The organism is Rhodospirillum sp. A1_3_36 (genome assembly GCF_047263945.1).
In the GTDB taxonomy this organism is placed as follows: Bacteria; Pseudomonadota; Alphaproteobacteria; order Rhodospirillales; family Rhodospirillaceae; genus Rhodospirillum.
In genome coordinates this window covers 261,452-285,467 of the sequence record NZ_JBLAVB010000003.1, presented here as the reverse complement: position 1 = coordinate 285,467, position 24,016 = coordinate 261,452, and the positions used below count along the sequence as shown (strand labels likewise).

Annotated in this window: 26 protein-coding genes; 8 read left to right on the top strand and 18 right to left on the bottom strand. The window is 61.4% G+C overall.

Going from position 1 to position 24,016, the window contains the following annotated elements:
- Positions 1 to 62: 62 nt before the first annotated feature.
- Together ACLIRY_RS08900 and ACLIRY_RS08895 are read left to right on the top strand one after the other, a co-directional pair.
- Positions 63 to 680 (top strand): type IV toxin-antitoxin system AbiEi family antitoxin domain-containing protein, encoded by a 618-nt coding sequence (locus ACLIRY_RS08900; protein WP_413205018.1) that lies wholly within the window; start codon positions 63 to 65, stop codon positions 678 to 680.
- Entirely contained in the window at positions 673 to 1,557 is an 885-nt protein-coding gene (locus ACLIRY_RS08895) for a nucleotidyl transferase AbiEii/AbiGii toxin family protein (RefSeq protein WP_413205017.1), read from the top strand. Before ACLIRY_RS08900 ends, ACLIRY_RS08895 begins: the two co-directional genes overlap by 8 nt.
- Before the next feature lie 13 nt (positions 1,558 to 1,570).
- On the opposite strand, the gene ACLIRY_RS08890 is transcribed toward ACLIRY_RS08895, so the two are convergent.
- Positions 1,571 to 1,843, bottom strand: coding sequence for a helix-turn-helix transcriptional regulator (locus ACLIRY_RS08890; protein WP_413205343.1), 273 nt, complete (start codon positions 1,841 to 1,843; stop codon positions 1,571 to 1,573).
- A gap of 241 nt (positions 1,844 to 2,084) precedes the next feature.
- Between ACLIRY_RS08890 and ACLIRY_RS08885 the strand changes: the two genes are divergently transcribed.
- Positions 2,085 to 3,005 (top strand): LysR family transcriptional regulator, encoded by a 921-nt coding sequence (locus ACLIRY_RS08885; RefSeq protein WP_413205016.1) that lies wholly within the window; start codon positions 2,085 to 2,087, stop codon positions 3,003 to 3,005.
- Here ACLIRY_RS08885 and ACLIRY_RS08880 read toward each other — a convergent pair.
- The 12 genes from ACLIRY_RS08880 to ACLIRY_RS08825 form a co-directional block, all read right to left on the bottom strand.
- Positions 2,989 to 3,228 (bottom strand): DUF2274 domain-containing protein, encoded by a 240-nt coding sequence (locus tag ACLIRY_RS08880; protein ID WP_413205015.1) that lies wholly within the window; start codon positions 3,226 to 3,228, stop codon positions 2,989 to 2,991. The two genes, ACLIRY_RS08885 and ACLIRY_RS08880, sit on opposite strands and share 17 nt — an antisense overlap.
- A 1-nt stretch (position 3,229) precedes the next feature.
- Positions 3,230 to 4,387 (bottom strand): TrbI/VirB10 family protein, encoded by a 1,158-nt coding sequence (locus ACLIRY_RS08875; RefSeq protein WP_413205342.1) that lies wholly within the window; start codon positions 4,385 to 4,387, stop codon positions 3,230 to 3,232.
- Positions 4,388 to 4,479: 92 nt separating this feature from the next.
- Positions 4,480 to 5,535, bottom strand: coding sequence for a P-type conjugative transfer protein TrbG (gene trbG / locus ACLIRY_RS08870; protein WP_413205014.1), 1,056 nt, complete (start codon positions 5,533 to 5,535; stop codon positions 4,480 to 4,482).
- Positions 5,532 to 6,215 carry a conjugal transfer protein TrbF gene (gene trbF, locus ACLIRY_RS08865; protein WP_413205013.1) on the bottom strand — a complete coding sequence of 228 codons (684 nt, stop codon included), beginning with the start codon at positions 6,213 to 6,215 and terminating at the stop codon, positions 5,532 to 5,534. Before trbF ends, trbG begins: the two co-directional genes overlap by 4 nt.
- 2 nt (positions 6,216 to 6,217) lie before the next feature.
- Positions 6,218 to 7,573 (bottom strand): P-type conjugative transfer protein TrbL, encoded by a 1,356-nt coding sequence (gene trbL, locus ACLIRY_RS08860; RefSeq protein ID WP_413205012.1) that lies wholly within the window; start codon positions 7,571 to 7,573, stop codon positions 6,218 to 6,220.
- A 2-nt stretch (positions 7,574 to 7,575) separates the two neighbouring features.
- The gene (gene trbK-alt / locus ACLIRY_RS08855; protein WP_413205341.1) at positions 7,576 to 7,881 is read right to left on the bottom strand and encodes a putative entry exclusion protein TrbK-alt; all 306 of its coding nucleotides are present in this window, start codon (positions 7,879 to 7,881) and stop codon (positions 7,576 to 7,578) included.
- Between the two features lie 10 nt (positions 7,882 to 7,891).
- Positions 7,892 to 8,659 carry a P-type conjugative transfer protein TrbJ gene (gene trbJ / locus ACLIRY_RS08850; protein ID WP_413205011.1) on the bottom strand — a complete coding sequence of 256 codons (768 nt, stop codon included), beginning with the start codon at positions 8,657 to 8,659 and terminating at the stop codon, positions 7,892 to 7,894.
- Positions 8,656 to 11,094: a conjugal transfer protein TrbE gene (gene trbE, locus ACLIRY_RS08845; protein ID WP_413205010.1), complete on the bottom strand. Its 2,439-nt coding sequence runs from the start codon at positions 11,092 to 11,094 to the stop codon at positions 8,656 to 8,658. Before trbE ends, trbJ begins: the two co-directional genes overlap by 4 nt.
- A 13-nt stretch (positions 11,095 to 11,107) precedes the next feature.
- Positions 11,108 to 11,380, bottom strand: coding sequence for a VirB3 family type IV secretion system protein (locus ACLIRY_RS08840; RefSeq protein WP_413205009.1), 273 nt, complete (start codon positions 11,378 to 11,380; stop codon positions 11,108 to 11,110).
- The gene (locus tag ACLIRY_RS08835; RefSeq protein WP_413205008.1) at positions 11,380 to 11,736 is read right to left on the bottom strand and encodes a TrbC/VirB2 family protein; all 357 of its coding nucleotides are present in this window, start codon (positions 11,734 to 11,736) and stop codon (positions 11,380 to 11,382) included. Before ACLIRY_RS08835 ends, ACLIRY_RS08840 begins: the two co-directional genes overlap by 1 nt.
- A complete protein-coding gene (gene trbB / locus ACLIRY_RS08830) occupies positions 11,733 to 12,725 on the bottom strand; it encodes a P-type conjugative transfer ATPase TrbB (protein WP_413205007.1) in 993 nt (330 codons plus the stop codon). Before trbB ends, ACLIRY_RS08835 begins: the two co-directional genes overlap by 4 nt.
- A gap of 77 nt (positions 12,726 to 12,802) precedes the next feature.
- The gene (locus ACLIRY_RS08825) at positions 12,803 to 13,021 is read right to left on the bottom strand and encodes a hypothetical protein (protein ID WP_413205006.1); all 219 of its coding nucleotides are present in this window, start codon (positions 13,019 to 13,021) and stop codon (positions 12,803 to 12,805) included.
- Positions 13,022 to 13,106: 85 nt separating this feature from the next.
- On the opposite strand from ACLIRY_RS08825, the gene ACLIRY_RS08820 reads away from it, so the two are divergent.
- Both ACLIRY_RS08820 and ACLIRY_RS08815 read left to right on the top strand, forming a co-directional pair.
- Complete coding sequence (locus tag ACLIRY_RS08820) at positions 13,107 to 13,442, top strand: helix-turn-helix transcriptional regulator (RefSeq protein ID WP_413205005.1); 336 nt, start codon at positions 13,107 to 13,109, stop codon at positions 13,440 to 13,442.
- Complete coding sequence (locus tag ACLIRY_RS08815) at positions 13,432 to 14,715, top strand: type II toxin-antitoxin system HipA family toxin (protein WP_413205004.1); 1,284 nt, start codon at positions 13,432 to 13,434, stop codon at positions 14,713 to 14,715. The genes ACLIRY_RS08820 and ACLIRY_RS08815 overlap by 11 nt, the downstream gene beginning before the upstream one ends.
- Before the next feature lie 215 nt (positions 14,716 to 14,930).
- On the opposite strand, the gene ACLIRY_RS08810 is transcribed toward ACLIRY_RS08815, so the two are convergent.
- Genes ACLIRY_RS08810 through ACLIRY_RS08800 form a run of 3 tightly spaced genes read right to left on the bottom strand, consistent with a single transcriptional unit; the run spans position 14,931 to position 17,227 of the window.
- Positions 14,931 to 16,337 carry an exonuclease domain-containing protein gene (locus tag ACLIRY_RS08810; RefSeq protein WP_413205003.1) on the bottom strand — a complete coding sequence of 469 codons (1,407 nt, stop codon included), beginning with the start codon at positions 16,335 to 16,337 and terminating at the stop codon, positions 14,931 to 14,933.
- A gap of 6 nt (positions 16,338 to 16,343) precedes the next feature.
- Positions 16,344 to 16,865 carry an ImmA/IrrE family metallo-endopeptidase gene (locus ACLIRY_RS08805; protein WP_413205002.1) on the bottom strand — a complete coding sequence of 174 codons (522 nt, stop codon included), beginning with the start codon at positions 16,863 to 16,865 and terminating at the stop codon, positions 16,344 to 16,346.
- Between the two features lie 2 nt (positions 16,866 to 16,867).
- Positions 16,868 to 17,227, bottom strand: a complete 360-nt coding sequence (locus tag ACLIRY_RS08800; RefSeq protein WP_413205001.1) for a helix-turn-helix domain-containing protein — start codon at positions 17,225 to 17,227, stop codon at positions 16,868 to 16,870.
- 168 nt (positions 17,228 to 17,395) lie between these two features.
- Here ACLIRY_RS08800 and ACLIRY_RS08795 point away from each other — a divergent pair, with 168 nt between their 5' ends.
- Genes ACLIRY_RS08795 through ACLIRY_RS08785 form a run of 3 tightly spaced genes read left to right on the top strand, consistent with a single transcriptional unit; the run spans position 17,396 to position 21,425 of the window.
- Entirely contained in the window at positions 17,396 to 18,544 is a 1,149-nt protein-coding gene (locus tag ACLIRY_RS08795) for a patatin-like phospholipase family protein (protein ID WP_413205000.1), read from the top strand.
- Between the two features lie 3 nt (positions 18,545 to 18,547).
- Entirely contained in the window at positions 18,548 to 19,594 is a 1,047-nt protein-coding gene (locus ACLIRY_RS08790; RefSeq protein WP_413204999.1) for a cyclic GMP-AMP synthase DncV-like nucleotidyltransferase, read from the top strand.
- Positions 19,587 to 21,425, top strand: coding sequence for a ThiF family adenylyltransferase (locus ACLIRY_RS08785; RefSeq protein ID WP_413204998.1), 1,839 nt, complete (start codon positions 19,587 to 19,589; stop codon positions 21,423 to 21,425). The genes ACLIRY_RS08790 and ACLIRY_RS08785 overlap by 8 nt, the downstream gene beginning before the upstream one ends.
- Before the next feature lie 156 nt (positions 21,426 to 21,581).
- Here the strand turns inward: ACLIRY_RS08785 and ACLIRY_RS08780 are convergent, their stop codons facing one another.
- Both ACLIRY_RS08780 and ACLIRY_RS08775 read right to left on the bottom strand, forming a co-directional pair.
- Positions 21,582 to 22,019, bottom strand: coding sequence for a CopG family transcriptional regulator (locus tag ACLIRY_RS08780; protein WP_413204997.1), 438 nt, complete (start codon positions 22,017 to 22,019; stop codon positions 21,582 to 21,584).
- 7 nt (positions 22,020 to 22,026) lie between these two features.
- Positions 22,027 to 24,015: a conjugal transfer protein TraG gene (locus tag ACLIRY_RS08775; RefSeq protein WP_413204996.1), complete on the bottom strand. Its 1,989-nt coding sequence runs from the start codon at positions 24,013 to 24,015 to the stop codon at positions 22,027 to 22,029.
- Between the last annotated feature and the right edge of the window lies 1 nt (position 24,016).

Here is a 24,016-nt window from a genome sequence, read left to right as displayed (position 1 = left end):
CAAGCTGATTTTTGTGATACGTATCCTCGGATGATAGGATTTACTCTCCGAGCTAACGTATCATGACGGAACCCGCGTCCCAACGCCAGATTGCCCGAACCGTGCTCAAGCACCACGGCATTGCGCGCCTGACCGAGCTACGCGCTGAGGGCGTGACTGCCGCCACCATGAGCCGTATGGAGCGCGATGGTGAGGTGCTTCGTCTTGCACGCGGGCTCTATCAGCTCCCCGACGCCCCGCTCGACGCACACCATAGCCTCGCGGAGGCCGCCAAGCGTCTGCCGAAGGGCGTTGTCTGCCTCGTCTCGGCGCTCGCGTTTCATGAGCTTACCGATCAGATGCCAAGGCATGTGTGGATGGCCATCGGCCAAAAGGATTGGGCGCCCAAGATGGAGGGCGCGCCGGTACGACTGGTTCGCTTTACCGATGGGCTGCTCATCGACAGCGTTGAGACCCACACCGTCGAGGGTGTGCCGGTGAAGGTCTTCAGCGTCGCCAAGACAATTGCAGACTGTTTCCGGTATCGCAACAAGATCGGCCTGTCTGTGGCGATCGAGGGGCTTCAGGAAGCGCTGCGCCAACGCAAGGCAACTCCGGACGAAATCGCGAAACATGCCGAGCGCGGTGCTATCGCGACAGTCATCCGGCCCTATCTCGAGGCATTGACCGCCAATGGCTAAAGAATTGAAGAATGTCGGAGCCTCGGTGCGTGCGCGTCTGTTGCAATTCGCCAAGGCGAGCGGCCAGAGTTTCGATCTCGTCCTCACGCGCTTCGCCCTCGAACGGCTGCTCTACAGGCTCGGACAATCTCCGCATGCCGACCGCTTTGTTCTCAAAGGCGCCATGCTGATGATGAGCTGGTTTGATGACCCGCATCGCGGCACGCGCGATCTTGATCTGTTGGGCTTCGGCGAGTCCGAGGCCGAACCCATGCTGGCGACGTTCCGCGAAATCATGTCACTGGAAGCTGCCGATGGCGTGGAGTTCGACATTGCGGCGCTGCGCGTCGATCGTATCCGCGAGGAACTGGAATATGGAGGGCTGCGGCTCCGCACAACGGCCTCGATCAGCGGCGCCCGCATCGGTCTGACGATTGATATTGGCTTCGGCGATTCGATGGAGCCGGGTGCCGAAGTGCTCGACTATCCCTCGATGCTGGAGTTTCCCGCGCCGCGCCTTCGGGCCTATGCGCGTGAGACCGTTATCGCCGAGAAATTCCAGGCGATGGTGGCACTGGGGCGCGCCAATAGCCGGATGAAGGATTTCTACGATATCTGGATTCTCAGCCGTTCATTTGTCTTCGACGATGACAGGTTGGCGCGGGCGATCGCAGCGACGTTCGCGCGACGTGGAACCGCAATTCCTGTGGAGCTGCCCGATGGGTTGACGCCGGCGTTTGCTGAGGATGACCAGAAACAACGGCAATGGAAGGCATTTGTCGAGGGCGTCGCCCATAATCCGGGAACGCTGACGGATGTCCTCGCAGACATCGCGCCATTCCTGATGTCTCACGCAAAATTGGCGATCGACGTTGACGGCGGCGTCCGAAACGGCTGAGCCATCGGCCAACTCATTTCTGCCTTACCGGCCTATTTTTCCGCAGTTGCACGTCCGGCATGGGCGCGCGGGCGATCGTCTTTTGTTTGGAAGCGCGCTTGCGTGCCTCAAGCCAGGCTTCGACCTCAGCCAGATCCCAGACGACGCAACGGGAGGTCAGATAAAAGCGCGATGGGAACTCGCCCCGCCGTTCCATTTCATAGATCGTGGTATCGGCCAGCGGCACGATTTCCTTGAGTTGTTCACGGCGGATGGTTCTGGTCTGTCCTGTCGATATTGGTCGCATTTTCATGGCCCTCGCTTTTCAAACGAAGGCAATAGAAGCCGATAAACGCAAGGCCTCGAAGTCAAAAATGCGGTCGAAGTAGCTACGGATAACATGGCGTGCAAAACGGATGGTTGTTTGCCGCCAATGCAAAAACTCCGGTTGCCAAACTTTCGCCGAGTGCTCGCCGCAAAGTCCTGCAACCTTTGATCTGAGCTTTATGGGATGGTCTGCAAGGCGAAATTGATCTGAAGGAGTGCGCGTGCCTGGATCGAGTATCGAACTTCGCCACATCAATTACGTTGTCGCCGCGTCCGAACATGGCAGTTTTCGTCGAGCGGCAGCGGCGCTTGGAGTTCAGGAATCGGCGATCAGTCGACGGGTACGGGATCTGGAAATTCGGCTTGGAACGGCTTTATTCATCCGCTCACATTCTGGCGTTACCTTGACCCTCGCGGGCAAGCAGTTCGTGGACAGGGGCCGAAAGGCGCTGTCCGAGATCGGTCTTGCGCGAACGGAAGTCGCCGCTATCGGACGGGTGGGCGATGGAGAGTTGCGGATCGGCATCCTGTCGTCATTGGGCTCCAGCTTTCTTGCCGACCTCATCCAGAAATTCTCCGAAAAGTATGCGACGATTCAAATGTCGTTCGCCGATGGCGATCAGGCGGAGCATGTCGCCGCCATTCGCCAGCGTCAGCTTGATGTGGCGTTTCTGACGGGAACCCTAGAATGGGAAGGCTGCGAATGCCGCCATCTCTGGTCAGAGCAGGTCTTCGTGGCCATGCCGGAACAGCACATTCTCGCCGAAACCGCGCAATTGGATTGGGTCGATGTCATCGGCGAGCGCTTCATCGTCAGTGACGCCGCTCCGGGACAGGAGATTTACAACTACCTGGTCCAGAGGCTTGCCGGGCTGGGGCGCCAGCCGGAAATTTTGCCGCACAGTGTCGGTCGGCATAACCTCCTGTCTCTGGTCGCGTTGGGCCAAGGGCTGACCCTGGCAAGCGAAGGCATCACGGCGACGCAGGTTCCAGGCGTCGTATTCCGTCCCATCGGTAACGAAACCTTGCCCTACAGCATGGTCTGGTCGGCGCAGAACGACAATCCGGCCTTCCTGCGGTTTCTGGACATCGCGGCCTATTTGGAGACCCAAAACGTTTCTCTTGTCACATCGACGGCGTAGTTTGGGACACGGATTTCTTCGCCTTGGCAAAGCCGCGGTCCGTGGCGATGAACCGCTCCAGCATGGGCACGATCAGGCGAACGGGATCGGCGGGCGACTGGCCTGCCTCGCGGGCGAGGATGTTGGCATAGGCAACGAGATCGCGGTGCAGACTGGCCGGCAGTTCCAGCGTGACCTTGACGGGCTTGTCATCGACGATCACCGAGAGTTTCAATTTCGCCATGTCAACCTCCATAGGGTTCAAGAACAAGATCGCGCGTGACGATTACACGGACCGGGAATCCGGGCCGGATGGTCAGAGTTGGCGCGATGTTGAGTTGGCGACTGACGACCTGTTGGCCGGTCTGGTTGATGCTCTGTGACGCGCCTTGACGCAGAGCTTGCACGATATCGCTGTCGTTTCCGGACGAACCGGCCTGTGCGCCGACGCTGAGCAGCGTGGACAAGGCCGCCGCCTTGAACAACTCGCCCCAATGGTAATCGACGCCATCCTCAAGACCGGCATAGCCTTCGGCGTCCGCGCCGGGCTGGCGCTCCAGAACGATCGAGCGGCCATTGGGAAAGATCAGCCGGTTCCAGACCAAGAGCACCCGACGCTGACCGAAGCCGACGCCGTTGTCGTATTGGCCAATGACGCGGGTTCCCTGGGGGATAAGCAGGATCTTGCCGGTTGGGCTGTCATAGACATTCTCCGTCACCTGAGCGGTGATCTGGCCGGGAAGATCGGAGCGGATGCCGGTGATGAGCGCGGCGGCAATCACCGCACCAGCCTGAAGGATGTTCGGCGATGCCGGAGCGGCGACGCGATCAGTCGAAACCGTGCGCTTGTCGGGCGTCTGGTTGAGGAAGGCAAGCTGGCGATCTTGCGCGGAGGGTGTTGAGGGCTGAGGCGCAAGACCGAGACTGGTGAGGTCGGGCTGCGGGGGCATCGCCGCCGCCGTAGTCTGCGCTGTATTGATCGTGCCCATATTGGTGGAACGTGCATCGGTCGGCGCAAATAGCCGGGCGGTGCGGGCGGCCTCAATCTCCTGCGCGCGACGCTGCTCTTCCGGACTTGGGCCGGAGGACGCAGAGGCGACAACGCCGGGCGTTGAAATCGGCTGACCGCCGTTCTGAGCGTTCAGGATCGGTCGCCCAAGATCGCCGGGAAGCGGGGGACCGAGTTTCGGCACGCCACTATAGTCCTTTGGCAGACCTGCCAGGCCATCCGGCGTGGAGCGATTGTCGGTCGAATAGAGTTCCTGCCCCTGATTGCCGCCATTCCTGGTCTGAAGGGCATAGATCAGGGCACCGCCGACGCCGAGGCCTGCGGCGAGCCCCAGACCGGCCAGAACCTTGCGTGACAGCCGCGTGACACGCGGCGGATCGGGGCGAAGACGCATGGAAGACACGGGCTCGCCGGTCAGCGGCCGCGCGTCGTCCTCAGCCGCACCCGGCTTCCGGCCTTCTTGCCTTTCGGGATCGATTTCGGTGCTCACGACGCAGGTCTCCCGTCAGTTCGGGAGATGCGGACACGTTTTTGGTCCTTGCCCGCGCCGAAGCGCAATTCGGCGGCGGCGAACAGGCGGTCGACGATCATATAATTGCCGCGCACCCGGTAGTTCACCAGTTCGGAGGTGTCGCCCTCCGGACCGACGACGAACAGCGGTGGCATTTCGCCCTGACCGATGCCTCGCGGAAACTCGATGAACACCTGCCGCCCGTCATCGAAGGCACGCAGGGGCCGCCAGGGTGCTCGGTCTCCCGTCACGTCGTAGCGGAAATTGACACGGGAGAGATCGACGCCGCTGGCGACCGGCTGCTGAGCCTCAGCCTGTTGGTTCTGGCGGTGGAGTGCGATGAGCTGGTCCTGCGGATACTGCCAGGAGACCGAGGCCATATAGGTCTTTTCGGTCGAGCGCAGCTCCATGTGATAGGTGCGCCGGTCGGTGTTGATGACCAGGTTCGTCGTCAGTTCCGGTCGCGTCGGCTTGACAAGGATATGGACCTGTTTGGTGGCGCCTGAGCCGCTTTCGGTATCGCCGATAATCCAGCGCACCGTGTCTCCTGCGGCGACCGGGCCGGAGCCGACAAGCTGCTCGCCGGGTTGAAGGCCGATATCGGTAATTTGTCCCGGCGAGGTATAGACCTGATAGAGCGCGCCATCGACGAACGGATAGACCTGCATCGAATTGATGAAGCCGTTCCGAACTGGCTGCATCCGGGCAGCGGCGTTGGCCTCGCTCACCCGTGCGGCTGGGTCCGCCAGTTCAGGTGCGGGCTTGCCATCCTTGCCGACCGGCTTCAACTGGCCGGGGAGCGGCAGGACTTTGGGCAATTCTACCACCTGAACCGGCTTTGGCGGATCGGCCGCCAGGACTGCGGGCGCGGCATCGTCATAGGAAATTTCCGGGGGCTTTTGCGGTGTCGCGCACCCTGCAAGCGCAGAGGCATAAAGCAACAGAAGCGGCAAGCCGGATTTACGGAAAGGCAGAAGTGCGTAGCTACGCGCCGCCGGATGTCCGGCGGTCAGATGAGACGGCCGGATCATGATCCAAGCTCCTTCGACCAGTTGATGGCGTTGATGTAGATTCCGAGGGGATTTTTCCTGAGCGTGTCGGCATCGTGGGGTGGCTGCACGGCAACGGTAAGGATGGCGGACCAGCGCTCGGTCGCGGCCAATGATCCATCCTGATAGCGACGCTCGATCCAGGCGACGCGGAAGCTCGATGGCGAGGCGCGAATGACCGATGACACTTCAACAGCGATCTGTTGCTTGCCGACCTTGGCGAAGGGATCATTGGCGCGCGCATAGTCGTTGAGCGCCAGCGCGCCGCCCTGCGTCGTAAAGTCATAGGCGCGCAGCCAGTTCTGACGGACGATGATCGGATCGGCGGGAATGCTCCTGACCTGCTCGATAAAGCGGGCGAGGTAAAAGGCGATCTGAGCGTCGTTGGGCTGATAGTGGGCGGTCGCGGGTGCAATGGCTTGCGCCTGACCGAGCTTGTCGACCTGCACCACCCAGGGCACGATCGAGCCGTTCATCGACTGCCAGACCAGCGCACACGATAATCCTGCCGACAAGGCGAGAGAGCCGAATGCCATCAGCCGCCAGTTCTTTGCCTGAACACGGGCGGAGCCGATGCGGTCGTCCCAGACTTGGGCGGCACGCTGATAGGGTGTCTCGGGTTCGGGAGATTTGCCGTAATGGGTGGACGGTCGCTTGAACATGGTCAATTGCCTTCGGAGAGATTGAGGGACGATCCGCCGCCATGGGCGTCGCCGGATTTGACGGCGTGCGCGGCAGCCTGAACGCCGTGCGTCATGGTCTGGGAGCGTTTCATGCGCTTCGCCCAAGCGGGTGGGTTTTCGGACGGAGAGGCGGAGCCCGACGCGGCTTCCGGCGCATCGCCGCCTACGGTGCCAGCCGTCGATGATCCGCCGCTGGCCTCAAAGGCGGCTCGGGCGCCCGACTGGTAGCTGGATTTCAGGCTGTCGGACGTGCGGCCAGCGGCTTTCTTCAGAGGCGAAACGGCAGCCTTGGCACCCGTCGATGCGACATTGCCAAGACCGGAGGCCACAGCGGAGGCGCCGGTCTCACCGGCGGCGCCAAGGCTATAGGCGGTCGATGCGCCACCGGCCAGGGCTGCGCCACCACGCGCGGCCGCCGCGGCTCCGCCGAGAAGAGAGGCTCCGCCGGAGGTGACGGCGCCAACCGTTGCCGCGCCTGCTGCAACCATGCCGCCGGCAGCGAGACCGGTGCCGATGGCGGCACCCGCACCAAGCTGCGGGCCACCGGATACGAGGCCGCTGGCAATCCCGGGACCGAAAATGCCGAGACCAAGCAGCGATAGCGCCGCGAGCACGATGGCCATGGCTTCGTCGATGGTCGGCGTTGCGCCGCCAAAACCGGCGGTGAACTCGGAAAACAGCGTCGAGCCGATGCCGATGATGACAGCGAGGACCAGCACCTTGATGCCGGAAGAAATGACGTTGCCGAGGACGCGCTCGGCCATGAAGGCGGATTTGCCGAAGAGACCGAAGGGGATCAGCACGAAACCGGCGAGCGTCGTCAGCTTGAACTCGATTAGGGTGACGAAAAGCTGAATGGCAAGCACGAAAAAGGCGAGTAACACGAGCGCCCAGGCGAACAACATGCAGGCGATCTGAATGAAATTCTCGAAGAAGGCCCAATAGCCCATCAGGTTCGAGATGGAATCGAGAAGGGGGCGACCGGCGTCGAGGCCGGTCTGCGCCACCTTGCCGGGGCGTAGAAGATCGCTCACGGTAAAACCGGTGCCGGACGCCTTCAGGCCGAGACCGGCGAAGCTTTCGAAGACGATACGGGCAAGGTTGTTCCAGTTGCCGATGATATAGGCGAAGACGCCGACGAAGAGCGTCTTCTTGATGAGGCGGGCGATGATGTCCTCGTCGGCACCCCAGGACCAGAAGAGAGCTGCCAGCGTGACGTCGATGACGATCAAGGTGGTGGCGATAAAGGCCACCTCTGGCCGGAGCAGTCCGAACCCGCCGTCGATATAGCGGGTGAAGACTTCGAGAAAATGATCGATGACGCCGGTATTGCCCATGGTCAGCGCGCTCCATTCTCAGGAGACGACGGCTGCGGGCCTGGAGCTGACGAGGCGGGTTGGCCGAGGAAGCGGCGGCGGTTCTCCGCCCAAGCCTTCAGGCAGGCCGGATCGCGGCTTCCGGCTTCACCAATCCCGCTGCACCGGGCAAGCTCGGCATCGAGCGGGTCCGGCTTTGGGGTGGTGGGCGGAACGGTCACGGAGGCATCTTGAGACACATCGCGGCGGTTCATCTCGATCGCCGTCGCGATGATGGCGACGGCCACGAAAATCACGGCCGCGAGACGCGCGAGGGTCTTGCCGTCCATCATGCCGCCCTCAATTGCCGTAGAACATTTGAGCACTGCCAGCCTGATAACCGGAACCTGGCGTCAGGAAGCGGCGGCGTTGTTCTCGCCCTTGTTCGGCAGCGGCGGCCTGTTCGGCCGATTGCAAAGCCTGAGCCCGCCCGTTGGCGGCAACGACCGCCGTGAGATCGCTCAGTTGCTGGGCTTGAAGGGCGAGGAGCTGGTTCCCAGCCTGGGTTGCTTGCAAAGCGCCAGTGGCGGACTGGCTGGCGCCAACGAGAGATGACATCTCGGTGCGGTTGGTGTCGATATTGCCAACGACGGTGGCCTGCACGCGCATGGCGTCCTGAAGGCCGCCAACCGTGTTCTGCCAACGGGTCTTGGCATCTGAAACGAGTTGTGCGTCCGAAGCCGACATTGAGACATTTGCGTACTGGGTCTGGAAGGCCTGATCGATCGCTTGCACATTGTAAGCGATGTTCTGGGCCTGGCTAAGAAGCTGCTGGGTGCGGCTCACCGATTGCTGGAGCTGTTGCAGCGACGAATATGGCAGGCTCGCCAGATTGCGCGCCTGGTTGATCAGCATCTGCGCTTCATTCTGAAGCGAGGTGATCTGATTGTTGATCTGTTGAAGCGCCCGTGTCGCCGAAAGCAGGTTCTGCGCATAATTGGTCGGATCGTAGACTATCCATTGTGCGGACGCCGGTGTCGTCAGCAGTGGTGATGCGGAAAGCGGCATGGCAAGGGCGGCAGCGATCATCACCGCGCGGGTGCGGCCCGGGAATTGACGAAGCGTCATGACAGTGTCTCCAGGTTGGTGAGGTTGGGGATGAGGTCGGCAGCCCAATCGACGCCACGATGGCGCAGCCAGGCGTCGAGGAAGCCGTCTGCGCCATGCTCGGCGATGATCTTCGCGATGGCCGCCTGATCGGTCTTGGAAGATGCCGCGCAAAGCGCCAGCGCCACTTCCGACAAGCCCAGCTCGAACAGCCGGTTGCCGCGCCGTGACTGGCAGTAATAGTCGCGCTTGGGCATGGCGCGGGCGAGGATTTCGATCTGGCGGTCGTTGAGGCCGAAGCGGCGGTAGATGGCGGTGATCTGCGGCTCGATCGCCCGTTCATTCGGGAGAAGAAGCCGGGTCTGGCAGCTCTCGATGATGGCAGGCGCGATAGACGAGCCGTCGATATCGGACAGAGACTGCGTGGCGAAGATGACCGAGGCATTCTTCTTCCTGAGTGTCTTCAGCCATTCGCGGAGCTGGCCAGCGAAGCCCTCGTCGTCCAGCGCCAGCCAGCCTTCATCAACGATGATGAGGGTTGGCGAGCCGTCGAGCCGATCCTCGATCCGGTGGAACAGATAGGCGAGCACGGCGGGCGCGGCTTCGGTGCCGATCAACCCTTCGGTCTCGAAGGCTTGGCAAGGGGCGGTGCCGAGATGTTCGATTTCGGCATCGAGCAACCGGCCCCAGGCCCCGCCGATACAGTAGGGGCGGAGCGCCTGCTTCAGGTCATTGGACTGCAACAGGACGCAAAGGCCGGTGATGGTGCGCTCCTCCACCGGCGCGGAGGCGAGCGAGGTCAGCGCCGTCCAGAGATGTTCCTTCACCTCCGGCGTAATGGCGACGCTCTCACGGGCGAGGATTGCGCCGATCCACTCAGCAGCCCAGGCGCGTTCGGCGGCGTCGACGACGCGCGCGAGTGGTTGTAGTGATACGCTGTCGGCGCTGCCCTCGGTTAGACCGCCGCCGAGATCATGCCAGTCGCCGCACATGGCGAGTGCCGCGGCGCGAATGCTCCCGCCGAAATCGAAGGCGAAGACTTGTGACCGCTGGTAACGCCGGAACTGCAAGGCCATCAGCGCCAGCAGAACGGATTTGCCCGCGCCGGTAGGACCGACGATCAGCGTATGGCCGACGTCGCCGACATGGAGGGAAAACCGGAACGGGGTCGAGCCCTCGGTCTTGCCGAACAGCAATGGGGGCGCTGCAAAGTGCTCGTCCCGTTCCGGCCCCGCCCACACGGCACTAAGGGGGATCATGTGGGCAAGGTTCAATGTGCTGATCGGAGGCTGGCGCACATTGGCGTAGACATGGCCTGGCAAGGAGCCGAGCCAGGCATCCACCGCATTGATGGTCTCAGGCATGGCAGTGAAGTCGCGGCCCTGGATGACCTTCTCGACCAGACGCAGTTTCTCGTCGGCGATACGCGGATCGTTGTCCCAGACCGTCACGGTCGCGGTGACATAGGCTATACCGGCATAGTCAGCGCCGAGTTCCTGGAGCGCGAGATCGGCTTCCGCCGCCTTGTTCGAGGCGTCGGTATCCACCAGCACCGATTGTTCGTTGGTCATCACCTCCTTCAGGATCGCGGCGATGGACTTGCGCTTGGCGAACCACTGGCGGCGGATTTTGGTCAGCAGCTTCACTGCATCGGTCTTGTCTAGCAGGATGGCGCGTGTGGACCAGCGATAGGGAAAGGCCAACCGATTCAACTCGTCGAGCAGGCCCGGTGTCGTCGCGGTCGGAAATCCGGTGATGGTCAGCACACGCAAATGCGCTGATCCCAGGCGCGGCTCCAGCCCGCCGGTGAGCGGCTGATCGGCGAGCAGCGCGTCGAGATAGACCGGCGTCTCGGGAACGCGGACGCGGTGCCGGTTCGTGGAAACGCAGCCGTGCAGATAGGTCAGTGTCTCGCCGTCATCGAGCCAGCGGCATTCGGGCATGAAGGCTTCGATCAGGCGCAGCAGCCGGTCGGTGCGATCGGCGAAACCGGTCATCACCTCATGGGGGTCGATACCGGTCTTCTCGCGGCCCTCGTAAAGCCAGGTTTCGGCGCGAGCAGCGTCCTCGGCCGGCGGCAGATAGGTGAAAGTCAGAAAATAGGACGACTCAAAGTGCGCCCCGGCTTCCTCGAAGTCGGCCTTTCGTTCGGCATCGACCAGGGCGGATGCTGCATCGGGAAAACGGCTGTCCGGATAGAGGTTCGATGCGTGGCGCTGCGCCTCGACGAAGATCGCCCAACCGGAACCGAGACGGCGGAAGGCGTTGTTCAACCGCCCCGCCACGGCGACGAGTTCAGCGGGTACGCCCGAATCCAGATCGGGACCACGAAACCGGGCGGTGCGCTGGAAGCTGCCGTCCTTGTTGAGCACGATGCCGGAACCAACCAGCGCCACCCAGGGCAGGAAATCAGCGAGCCGGGTGTTTTTGTTGCGGTATTCGGCGAGGTTCATCATGGTGGCGCGCTCCTCAAACTGTCAGGTGCGCCGGGATGCGCAGATGGCGGCGACCGACCTCGACGAACAGCGGATCGCGCTTCGCCGCCCACACCGCGGCGAAATGCCCGATCGCCCAGATGAGGATGCCGACCAGCCAGAGGCGCAGACCGAGACCAACGGCGCCTGCCAGCGTGCCGTTCAGAATCGCGATGGCGCGTGGCGCGCCGCCAAGCAGGATCGGCTCGCTGAGCGCACGGTGGACCGGCACGGTAAAGCCCGGAACCTCGTCACCAGCGGTCATCATCAGACCAGCGCTCCGCCGCCGAACGAGAAGAAGGACAGGAAGAAGCTCGAAGCCGCGAAAGCGATCGACAGGCCGAACACGATCTGAATGAGACGACGGAACCCGCCTGACGTGTCGCCGAAGGCCAGCGTCAGGCCCGTGGTGATAATGATGATGACGGCGATGATCTTGGCGACCGGTCCTTCGATCGATTGCAGGATCTGTTGCAGCGGCTGCTCCCACGGCATGGATGAGCCGGAGGCGTAAGCGGGCGCGGCCATCACCACAGAGAGTGCGGCGACCGAAACGGTCATGGCGAGGCGCTGGCGCTGCAGGCGCAGGCCCACGGGGCGGGAAGGCTGAACAACAGGCATCATTGGGAGGCTCCTTCTTCTGGCTGGTGAAAAATCGTGGCGGAGACGATGCGGTAGTCGCCGTCCGGGCCGAGGCCCTTGACGCGGGCGAGTTCGATGAGCTGGCGCGCGGACCCGCGGCCGGACAGCACGGCGACGAGGTCGATGGTCTCGGCGATCAGCGCGCGTGGGACAGTGACGACGGCTTCCTGAATGAGCTGTTCCATCCGTCTCAGTGCGCCAATGGCGCTGCCGGCGTGGATCGTGCCGACACCGCCTGGATGGCCAGTGCCCCAAGCCTTCAACAGGTCCAGCGCCTCCGCGCCGCGCACTTCGCCGACCGGAATCCGGTCGGGGCGCAGACGAAGCGATGAGCGGACGAGATCGGAGAGTGATGCGACTCCATCCTTCGTCCGCATGGCGACGAGGTTGGGCGCGGCGCATTGCAGCTCGCGCGTATCTTCGATGATGACCACGCGATCAGAGGTCTTGGCGACTTCCGCCAGCAGAGCATTGGTCAGCGTCGTCTTGCCGGTGGACGTGCCGCCCGCGACAAGGATATTGGCACGGGACGCAACACCTGCGCGCAGCGTCTCGGCCTGTGCCGCCGACATGATCCCGGCGGCGACATAGTCGTCGAGCGTAAACACTGCGACAGCGGGTTTGCGGATGGCGAAGGCAGGTGCGGCGACAACGGGCGGTAACAATCCCTCGAACCGTTCGCCTGTCTCGGGCAGTTCTGCCGAGACGCGCGGGGCGCCTGAATGGACCTCGGAGCCGACGTGATGGGCGACGAGGCGCACGATGCGCTCGCCGTCGGCGGCTGGCAGGCGCTCCCCCGTATCGGATAGCCCTTCAGAGAGACGATCGATCCAGATACGCCCATCCGGGTTCAGCATCACCTCAACAACGGAAGCGTCTTCCAGAAACCGGGCAATGGCGGGGCCAAGCGCCGTGCGCAGCATCCGCGCGCCGCGTGCTAGGCCTTCCGAATTGTGATGTGAAGCGGCCATCCGATCCCCATTTCTGCCGGGAGCGAACAAGCGCTTTCGGCACGGGGATGATTAAGAGAGCCAGATTTTGGGCAGGCTCAACAGATTTTCGTCGTCGTAGGGGTGTGGCGTGCAAATACAGGAGAACGGCGGACCTGTGTGCCTCTTGTTTTTAGAGGTCGCCTCATCAGGGATGAGCTATGGTCGCCTTCGCGCATCTCGTCATCGCGATCCTGAGCCTTGCGAAATGTCGCACATAGATAAAAATGACCGATATAGCCTTCATAAATATATTTTGCGGCGTCCATAGCGGTCATTCATTGAAAATTCGAGGATTGTGCGCTATATGCCTTTTATATCAGGCATGAAGAATATTCATGACCGACATAAGAGGCAAAATTGATGGCTTCCACCATTCGAACCTATTCGCGTGCAACGCAGGAGGCACTCGTCCTCATGGGCGGGCAGATCAAGCTTGCCCGCAAACAGCGCAAGATGTCCGAATCCGATCTTGCTGAGCGCATCGGTATTGCCCGCAGCACCTTGCAGATGATCGAAAAGGGTAGCGCCAAAGCTGAAATCGGCTTGGTGTTTGAGGCGGCTCATCTGGTTGGCGTGCCATTATTCGTCAGCGAGCCATCAGCCCTTGCTGCTCAAGTTGCCCGCGTCGGGGATAAGCTGGCGCTGCTGCCGCAGTCTATCCGCCGCCCGCGCACGGAGGTGAAAGATGACTTCTGAGCGCAATACAGACGACCGGCCAAGGTCGAGACCGCTGCCGCGTGAGGCCTATGTCTGGATCTGGTTGCCCGGAGGCACGGAACCTGTCGTCGCCGGACGTCTTGCCCGCGAGGGCGACCTTCACGTCTTCAACTACGGTCGTTCCTATCTGGAACGTTCCGACGCCATCCCGATCTATCTGCCGGAATTACCATTGCAGCGCGGCGCGCTTGTTCCGCAGGCGCCGCTCGACATGGCCGGCGCCTTGCGCGACGGATCGCCGGATGCCTGGGGGCGAAGGGTTATCATCAACCGGCTGACGGGGCTGAAGGGGGCTGACGTGCAAGCGGTCGAATTCGATGAGTTGACCTACATGCTGAATTCTGGCTCCGACCGCATAGGTGCCCTGGATTTTCAGGCGTCGCCGGATCGCTATGAGCCTCGTGAAGCTGAAAATGCAACGCTTGAAGAGTTGCGGGAAGCGGCCGAGCGTGTCGACCGGGGCGAGCCCATTCCACCAGCACTCGACAAGGCTCTGTTTCATGGCAGTTCCATCGGCGGTGCCCGACCAAAGGCGTTGATCACCGATGGCGAGGACAAGTTCATCGCCAAATTCTCGGCGACGAATGACACCTATGCCATTGTCAAAGCGGAATACGTGGCGATGCGGCTGGCCGATGTGGCAGCGGGGCTCGACGTCGCGCCTGTCAGGCTCGTCAAGGCCAATGGCAAGGACGTGCTGCTGGTCAAGCGCTTTGATCGCACGCGTACGGAAAAAGGATGGTCTCGGCGCGCGATGGTCTCGGCGCTGACCATGTTCGGCCTGTCCGAAATGCAGGCGCGATATGCCAGCTATCGCGATCTTGCCGACATCATCCGCGCGCGTTTTACCGAGCCGAAGGAAACGCTGAGGGAATTGTTCGGGCGTATGGTGTTCAACGTGCTCTCGGGCAACACCGACGATCATGCCCGCAATCACGCGGCCTTCTGGGATGGCGAGTCCCTGGCGCTTACACCCGCCTACGACATCTGCCCCCAGCCGCGCACCGGTCGCGAGGCCAATCAGGCCATGCTGATCGGGGAGGACGACCGTCGCAGCCGCTTGGAAACCTGCCGCGCGGCAGCGTCCGCCTTCTTGCTCCATGATGACGACGCACGCACTATCATAGGCGCCCAGGTGGATGGTGTCCGGGCAACGTGGAACGAAATTTGCGATGAAGCCGAACTCAGCGCTGTTGATCGGGCGTTTCTTTGGGAACGACAGTTCCTAAACAAGTATGCCTTTGACGGATAGAGATCGAAGGTCTTTCATTCGACGAATAGCTGCGTCTTGAAGTTTTGATCGGGAACAGTGAATGACTGGAATCTGGCCGTCTTCAGTTGGTCCGCTTGCGGGGCCGAGGATCGGATCGTGGGCGCTGAAAAGGGATTGATCTAAACGACGGCTCCCGGCCACATCATGGTTGTTACACGGTCAACAGGTGCGCAAAAGTTCGATATAGATGCAGTTCAAACGGCCATCTGGGCCCTTAACGCCGCTGCCCGCGCGCTGCGATCTTGCAAATAAATGCGGTATCGAGAGAGAAGACCGTCGTTATCGGCTCCTTCACCAATCAACTTGTCGGTTTCGGCCAAAGCCTGTCCGTATGTAAGACAGCCGGAGCCATCTCCCGACAGTTGGGCCGCCAAGCGATGCTCGATCTCGGCCTTTATGGTCGCGGGAAGAATTTCGCGGGCTTCGAAGTACATCAGGCGCAAGCCAAACCACTGCAGGCGCTCATCCTCGAAGCTTTGCACGATGGCGAGTCGATCTGGCCACGAGGCGCGGTGAAACGCGTTCGTACGCACATCGTCATCCGGTCCTGGGAAGCCGTTATAGATTCGCTCCTCAATATGAGGCGAAAGTGGATATGGCTCACACGTGGCGATGTACGCGGCTACAAGCCGCGTACGCAGATCCGAGTTGGCTTTCACGCGACGGGCGCGGTCTTCGATCTCGTCTATCGAACCGCTGTCCAACATATGTTCTGGAGCGTCGAAGAAAGCGGTCAGCGTTGGTGCGGCATTGACCCTTAAGCGACGGACCGGACTTGGCTTCTGCGCCATATAAGCCTGCAGCTCGGCGTCATTCATTCCAGCAAGCTCGCCGATGTCCTGATTGAGGCTAAGGCAAATCCGGCCGTTAGCTTGGTCAGGATCGACACCAATACAGACGACCGGAGTGTGATAAGCCTGCCCGCCGAAGAACTCGGTCAGCACGAAGCCATCTTCCGCATCAACGAAATCCGCAACGGTCGCCTTGTTCGAGAAACGAACGAAACGCTGCCACAGATCTGGAGAGCGCTGAAAAACCAATCGGCATAGCTCAATCGTCGCAAGCACATCAGACATGGCGTCATGCGCATGGGCATGGGCCACGCCATTCGCGACCGCCAGATGTTGCAAACGGAATGTCCGCCGCCCTTCCTCTCCGATCGGAACGACTAGCTGTGCGGGCGATACGGCATCAGCAGCCATCACCAAACCGAGTGCGTCAGCACGGCAGTTGTGGTGGTTGCTCGTAAGATAAGCCGGATACAGGCTTTGGAAGAGTGCATGGCGCAGCATCTCTTCGTCGAAGCGAATGGAGTTGAAGCCGACAAAGATAGATGGACTCCAGGAAATCAGCATCCGACGAATTTCTCCTACCATCGCGTAGTGCGACGGCAGGTTAGCGTCGGTCAGTCGTTCAATCGGCAGTCCGTTAGTGCGTAGTGCCGAGGGGTGGGGAAGCACATGAGGCTGTAGACGCGAGCGAGCTTCGAAGCGCGCCACCTCGTTCAAATCCGTGTCGGTGCGAACAGCCGCAAAATGGATAATCTGATCGAAGCCGTGCTTGAGCCCTGTCGTTTCGGTATCGAAGAAGACGAAGCTCATGGGGCGTTACCACCGGGTCAGTCGGAAACGCATTGCGGCTGGACTGACTCTGAACCGACGCGCTAGGGTTTCAATCGCTGCCTCGTCCTCAAGGTCAACGCCTCCGCCCTCCAAAGCCGTGGCCAAGAGATTGCCGGGGATCAGAAGCTCCGAGGCGAAGGCATTGGCTTCGATTTCCATCGGCTCGGTGCCGAGCGCTGAGACATCGTCGCGGAACAGAACGCGGATCCCCTTATCCACGTGCACGGCTTGGCTGATGGCAGGAGCGTGCAGTATGTGATGAGCGAGCTCGTGGGCGGCCGAGAACCGCTGTCGGTTTGGGTGGTGAAGCGCATTCACACCGATGATTCCTATGCCGTCCTTAATGTAGGCCATCCCTGAGAGGTCTTCGTCAAGGGGCGCGTACTGAAGGACGATCTTTCTCGACTTTATTATTCGCTCAACAGGGACCGGTGGCGCCGATACGCCATACTCCAGCAGAATGGAACGGGCAGATGCGCGCGCTCGATCAGGATCTGCATCAGCCATGATCAGGCCTTACCACGTCGCGGCTGCAATGCGGTTGTGATCAGGTCGGCGACTTGAGCTTCCGCATGTTGCGATAGTGTCTGCTTCGATAGTTCCTGGTTGGAAAGCATCATTTTTAGGCCCTCTCCCAATGACTTCTGCGGTATCGGCGGCAGGAGCTCTCCCACCTTGGTGAAATCCAGTGCCGCAGCAAGCGCATAAACGTGATGCAAAAGAATGTTCTGCCTGCCACTCTCAATATTTGCGATCGAGGCACGCGACATCTTCACCTTGCCCGCCAGTTCCGCCTGCGTGAGGCCGAGTGCTTTCCTGCGGGTTGAGATCGCACTACCAAAAGCTTTGTAGAGTGTTTCGTCTGCCATGAATCATGTTTGCGCCACATTCTTTGCAATGTCAACCTCGCAAACAATTAGTGCTTATTGCAAACATCTACGTGTGATTAATGCTTGACATCGTGAGCCACTTCGGGAATCGATTGCATTAGGGCGCAACACCCAGCAACGAGTCGGTAAAGAGGAAGCTTCGGATAGATGACGGAAGGTGAGAAAGATCAGGGCGTTGAGCGGCCATACAGAGTGCTCAGCCTGGACGGCGGAGGGATGCGAGGCATCTATACGGCCGCGTTTCTCGCGCGGCTGACTGATCAATTCGCGCGTATTCGGGGCGAATCGGCCCTCGATCTGGGACGCGGATTCGACTTGATTACCGGGACCAGCACTGGCGCAATTGTCGGCTGCGCGCTGGCAGTTGGACGACCGATGACCGAAGTGCTGTCTCTTTACCGCGAGCACGGCCCTAAGATCTTCCCACATCGGATCACAGGGAAACGTAGTGCGATCTATCGAGCGAGCCAAGGTAGCCGTTTCGTGCGCGAGGGCGATAAGGCGCTGCGTGAGGCGCTACGAGATGTGCTCCACGACATAACTATGATCGATGTGTTCGAAGGTCGCGGCATCTCGCTCGCAATCCCGACGGTGCTGATGAGCGAGCACCGCGCTTGGGTCTTTAAAAAGACTCCCAAGAGCGGGGTACGCGACGATCACTATCCACTGGTGGACGTTTGTATGGCGACGAGCGCCGCGCCAATCTACCGCTCGCTCGCCGCCATCGACGACCCGAACGCTCCAGGTGGACCCAAGCAGGTGTTCGCAGATGGGGGGCTTTGGGCCAATAATCCGATTATGGTCGGGCTCGTCGACGCGCTGACGGTGGCACCGCCCGAGCGTCCGATCGAAATCTACTCACTCGGAACATGTCCGCGCCCAGAGGGTGATCACCTCGACGCAGATAGCGCGCACCGCTCTATGCTCGACTGGTCGCTCGGCGCTGACGTCGCGCCTCTTAGCATCTCCGCGCAGGAGTTTGCCTTCGATCACATGGCGAGGCTTTTGACGAACGCTCTCAGCAACTGCGGTCGCTCGATCCGGCGCGTGCGCTTTCCTAACAAGCCGGTGCCGGCAAGTATGATGCCGTACCTCGCCCTCGATGACACCCGGCCAGAGGCGATGGATCGGCTTGTCAGTCAGGCGCACAGCGATGCCGATCTGACCAAGAGTGCTTGCGATGATTCCAACAGCGCCGACGGGCGAATGATTCGCCAACTAATGCTCGACCTACCGGCGATGCCGGCCACCGGCGCAGTCTGGCGTCCTGTTTCCACCGACATACAGAAAGGATAGGTGATGTTCGACTGCGCCAAAGATATTCGTGCTTACCACGACCAGGATGTAACCCTGCCCAAGAGCGAGCAGGATGCAATGCGCGACCGACGCAACTCCAACCGGACGCGGCTGCGGAACGGATCGGAGAAGGCCGGCAAGCCCAAGCCGATCGAGTTCGTCAAACAGGGGAGCTATGCCATGAAGACAATGTGCCGCGACCCAGACAATGACTATGACATCGACGACGGGGTCTATTTCCACAAGAAGGATCTGGTCGGCGATCGCGGGGCCGAGATGACGTCACTACAGGCGCGCTGGATGGTGCGCGACGCGGTCGATGACGGCAAGTTCAAGCGTGCGCCTGAAGTGCGATCGAACTGCGTGCGCGTCTTCTATGAGAAGGGTTACCACGTCGATCTGCCGGTCTACCGCCGCGTCGTCACTGACACCGTCTTCGGCGAGGAGGTGCATTACGAGCTGGCGGCTAGCAGCGGCTGGAAGCGGTCTGACGCCCGCGACGTGTCGGACTGGTACGAGGACCAACGCGCAGCATCAGCCGACGGCATCCAGCTGCGCCGCATCAATCGCGACCTGAAGAAATACGCCCGCAGCCGCTATAGCTGGCGTGGCTCGATCCTTAGCGGCTTTGGCATCTCGATTCTGACGACCGAGAAGTTTCGCGCGAACGACCGCGAGGATCGCGCGCTGTACGACACTATGGTTGCCATCCGTGATCGGCTGAACTGGAATCTCGTCGTCGCCCACCCGGTGACGCCGGGCGACACCATCACCAACGGGTCCGACGATGCCAAGGCGCGCTGTTTTCGCGAGAAACTGACCGAAGCGATCGACACGCTCGAACCTCTGTTCGATGCCGACTGCACGCGCGAGAAAGCACTTAAGTGCTGGGACAAGGTGTTCGCCACCACCTTCTTCAGCGAGCGCTTGGAGGAGGAGCAGCGCGCGTCCGTGGCTGCTCCCGCCATCATCAGTTCCGCCACCCTGCTGAGCACAACGGCGGCGGCGGCCAGCGCAGTCAGCAGCGCCGGCGGTGGCCGCCATGCCTAAGGCGGGTCTCACGCTCGATTGGCAACGGGCAACGCTCCAGCTCGAAGCGACTCTACGTGAGCGGGCGGGGCAGTTGCCCGAACGCCTCGACCAAGCGACGATCTCCAGCGACTATCCCGGTCGTGACTGGATCGTCGCCGCCTGGCGGATCAGCGTGGTGTTTTCTGACGGAGTAAGCCGACGAATCGACCTTGTGGTCGGCGCGCAGTTTCCGGCGACGCCTGTCAGGACCGCGCTGGTCGACCATCCAGAACCTATGACTTGGCCGCACGTCGAGAGCGATGGCATCCTGTGCCTGCTACCGAACCTAGCCGAGTGGGATCCCGATGACCCCTCAGAGGTCGCGATGAATTTATTAAACCGTTCAGTCCGGCTGGTCGAAGAGCTACTGGAGGGCACCATCATCGAGCGTGACTTCCGCGAGGAATTTGTCACCTACTGGGGTTACCGAGTGCATTCGCAAGGCGAAAACCTATTCAGCCTCATCGCACCGGAACCGCCTTCGCGCATGGTGCGAGTGTGGCGCGGCAAGGGCCTCGAGGTTGTCGGGGAGGACGAGGAAGCGATTGCGAAATGGGTGCGTCACCGCTTTTGCGACAAGACTCCGGTGAAGACGGAAGCGGCCGTGTTCCTGTGGCTCGACGCACCGTTGCTTCCTGCTGAATATCCGGAGACGGCGGCCGACCTGTATCATTTGGCAGCGCGGATCGATCGCGAAGCGCTAACGGCATTGGAGCTAGCGACGAAAGGTGAGCCGGACGAGGTGCTGGCGCTGCTCGGCGCTTTCGGACGCGGTGGTGCCGCGTTGATAGGGGTGAAAGCATTTAACCCGAAGCGGCGCAAGGGCCGGCCGCGCGCGCCCGACGAACCGCTCTCCATAGGATTCCGGCCTGGCCATACCCCAGAGCCGCTGCTGCTCGGTCGCTTTTTCGGCGCGCTTCCGGTCGTCAGGACTCAGGTGCAGCGCGCCGATGCCAACTGGGTGCATGGGCGCGGTAAGGATGCCCGTACACGTCGGCTGCTCGACACAACGGTCGTGGTGATCGGCTGCGGTTCGGTCGGGGCACCAGTCGCCTGCGCGCTCGCCCAAGCTGGCGTCGGTCGTCTCATCCTGATTGATCCCGAGCTATTGACCTGGCCCAACGTCGGCCGTCATCCGCTTGGCGCCACAGCCGTGCAGCACAACAAGGCCGAAGCCTTGGCCGAACGGCTGCAGGCCGACTTTCCGCATTTAAGTGTCGAACATCGCGCTTATGGCCTACAGCAGTTGATGGCGTACGATCAGGACCTGTTCGAAGTGGCCGATATGATCGTCGCTGCGACCGGAAACTGGGTCGCCGAAAGCGCGCTCAATCGCTGGCATATTCGGCACGGGCGCAAACGTCCCGTTGTATACGGGTGGACCGAGGCGCATGCTTGCGCTGGTCACGCGGTCGCCATCGGCCAGAGGGGGGGCTGTCTCCAATGCCACATCGGGCGCACCGGCGCGCCAGAACTCGTGGCTGTGGAGTGGCCAGATGGCGGTGACATCGCTCAGGAAGAGCCAGCCTGCGGCGCGCATTATCAACCCTATGGGCCGGTGGAGCTTGCCTACGTGAATGCGATGATCGCCGAAGTCGCGCTAGACTGTCTCCTCGATCCGCCTGCGCAATCTTTCAGTCGAGCATTCGTCTCGTCGTCTCGTCGTATCGCGTCACTTGGCGGGCGGCTGACCGATGGCTGGCGCTCTGCTTTTGGCGAAGTTGAAGAAGGTGTCCGGACGATTGATCGGCCCTGGACTTCCACTAACTGCATAGCTTGCGGGTCCAGGCATCTTAACGTAGTTGCCTAACGTTGCCCGGAAATAGCCCTTCAGCAAATCTCAATCGATGTCCGCTGTCGGAATTAGCGCCAGAATGGACGAACGGCCAAAAAGGAACACAAAACAGTTGTTCGGTGGCTCGTTTACGGCGGTTTGAGAACGACTACGATTGGCCACTAGAGTCGATCATCCGGGGCGAACAATCTCACCACCCACATCCTCCGAAATCTCCTGCCGGAGTTGCGGCCCCTTGGCGAGCCGCCGTCCGAGCGCGGTGACGAAGGCGTCGTAGCGTTCGCCAGTCTTGGCTCGGGCGGCCTGTGCTGCGGGTTCTGGTAAGGCCGGGGTCGTCGAAAGCCAGAAGCGAACGAACACGGCAAGGGTCTCGACCGAAATCCCGACATCGCGTTCGAGGCGCGCCATGCGACGATCGATCTGATCGAGGCGTTTGGTGAAGGCTGCCTCCTGGCGCTCGGCCGCATCAGGTGAAAGAAAGGATTCGATCGCCGCTTCGGCAACTAGCGACCGAGATTGGTCACGCCGGGCGGCATGTTCGATGAGACGCTTCATGACGGCGGGTTCGAGATAGACAGATAGGCGTTGCTTGCGGGGTGATTTCATCATGTGCGCCTCACAGGTCCATGCCGTCGTCGGGATCGAGCGAGGCCTGACGCGCCACGCCCTGCATGACACGGGACAGGCGGCTATTGCGGACGGCGTCTTCATCCGTCTCATCCGGCAGGTCAATTTCAAATTCGTTGCTGATCGGGGCTTTCTTCTCGACCGGTGCGACACGATTGAGTTCCGGCTGATGACGACGCTCGGATTCGGTCGGATCTTCGTCGCCCTGATCGTCGTTTGGCATATGAGGTTCGGAAAGCTCGGGCCTGTCAGGCACCGGCAGGCTGGTCCAGTCGTCGGGCCGTCCAACAGATGAAGCGGTGAGCTTCGGCGGGGGCAGAAGGCGTTCCTTGAAACGGGCATCCTCGTAATACCGCGCCTTTTTAGCGCGGATCGGCGCGAGGCCTGCCGCCATGACGATTTCGTCGGTCGGCGGTAGTTGCATGATTTCGCCGGGTGTCAGGAGGGGGCGCGCCGTCTCGGAACGCGAGACCATCAGATGTCCGAGCCAGGGCGAGAGCCGATGCCCGGCATAGTTCTTCATCGCCTTCATCTCGGTCGCGGTGCCGAGCGCATCGGAAACGCGCTTGGCGGTCCGTTCATCATTGGTGGCGAAGCTGACACGGACATGGCAGTTGTCGAGGATAGAATTGTTCGCGCCATAAGCCTTTTCGATCTGGTTCAGCGACTGGGCGATCAGGAAGCTCTTGAGGCCGTACCCCGCCATGAAAGCCAGTGCGCTCTCGAAGAAATCGAGCCGCCCGAGCGCCGGAAATTCGTCGAGCATCAGGAGAAGTCGGTGGCGTCCGGCCTTGGCCTGCAAATCCTCGGTCAACCGGCGCCCGACCTGATTGAGGATCAGACGGATGAGCGGCTTGGTCCGGGCGATGTCAGACGGCGGCACGACGAGATAGAGGGTTGCCGGGTGTTTTGCAGCGACTAGGTCCATGATCCGCCAGTCGCAGCGGCGGGTGACTTCCGCGACGACCGGATCGCGGTAGAGCCCGAGAAACGACATGGCGGTGGAGAGCACGCCCGAGCGTTCATTGTCGGACTTGTTGAGGAGTTCACGCGCCGCGCTGGCAATGACCGGGTGCGGACCGGCTTCGCCCAGATGCGCAGTTTTCATCATGGCGGCGAGCGTCGACTCGATTGGGCGCCGTGGATCGGAGAGAAACGCGGCGACGCCCGCCAAGGTTTTGTCAGGCTCCGCATAGAGGACGTGCAGAATGGCCCCGACCAGCAGGGCGTGACTGGTTTTTTCCCAATGGTTGCGCTTTTCAAGCGACCCTTCGGGATCGACGAGGATGTCGGCGATGTTCTGGACGTCACGCACCTCCCACTCGCCGCGGCGCACCTCGAGCAGGGGATTGTAGGCTGAGGATTTGGCGTTGGTCGGATCGAAAAGCAGGACGCGGCCATGCCGGGCGCGGAAGCCGGCCGTGAGCTGCCAGTTTTCGCCCTTGATGTCATGGACGATGGCCGAGCCGGGCCAGGTCAGAAGCGAAGGCACGACGAGGCCGACGCCCTTGCCGGATCGGGTCGGGGCAAAACAGAGGATGTGTTCGGGGCCATCGTGGCGCAGATAGTGCTCGTCATAGCGGCCGAGCACGACGCCATCATGCCCCAGAAGACCTGCGGTCTTCACCTCATCGGGCTCAGCCCAGCGGGCGGAGCCATAGGTTTCGACCTTCTTGGCCTCGCGTGCGCGCCAGACCGACATGCCGATGGCGACGGCTGCCGCGATCAGCCCGCCGGATGCGGCGATGTAGGCGCCTTCCACAAAGATCGGCGGTGCATAGGCGTCATAGGCGTACCACCACCAGAAGAAGGCGGGCGGCAGGTAAAAAGGAAAGCCGAACAGCCGAAACCAAGGCTCGCCCAGTTCTGGTTGGAAGGCCAGCCGCCAAGCCACCCATTCGGTCGCACCCCAAACGCAGAGCAGAACAATCGAAAGAACGGTGAGGACCTGGCCCCAGAGAATTTTGGTTGCGGACATG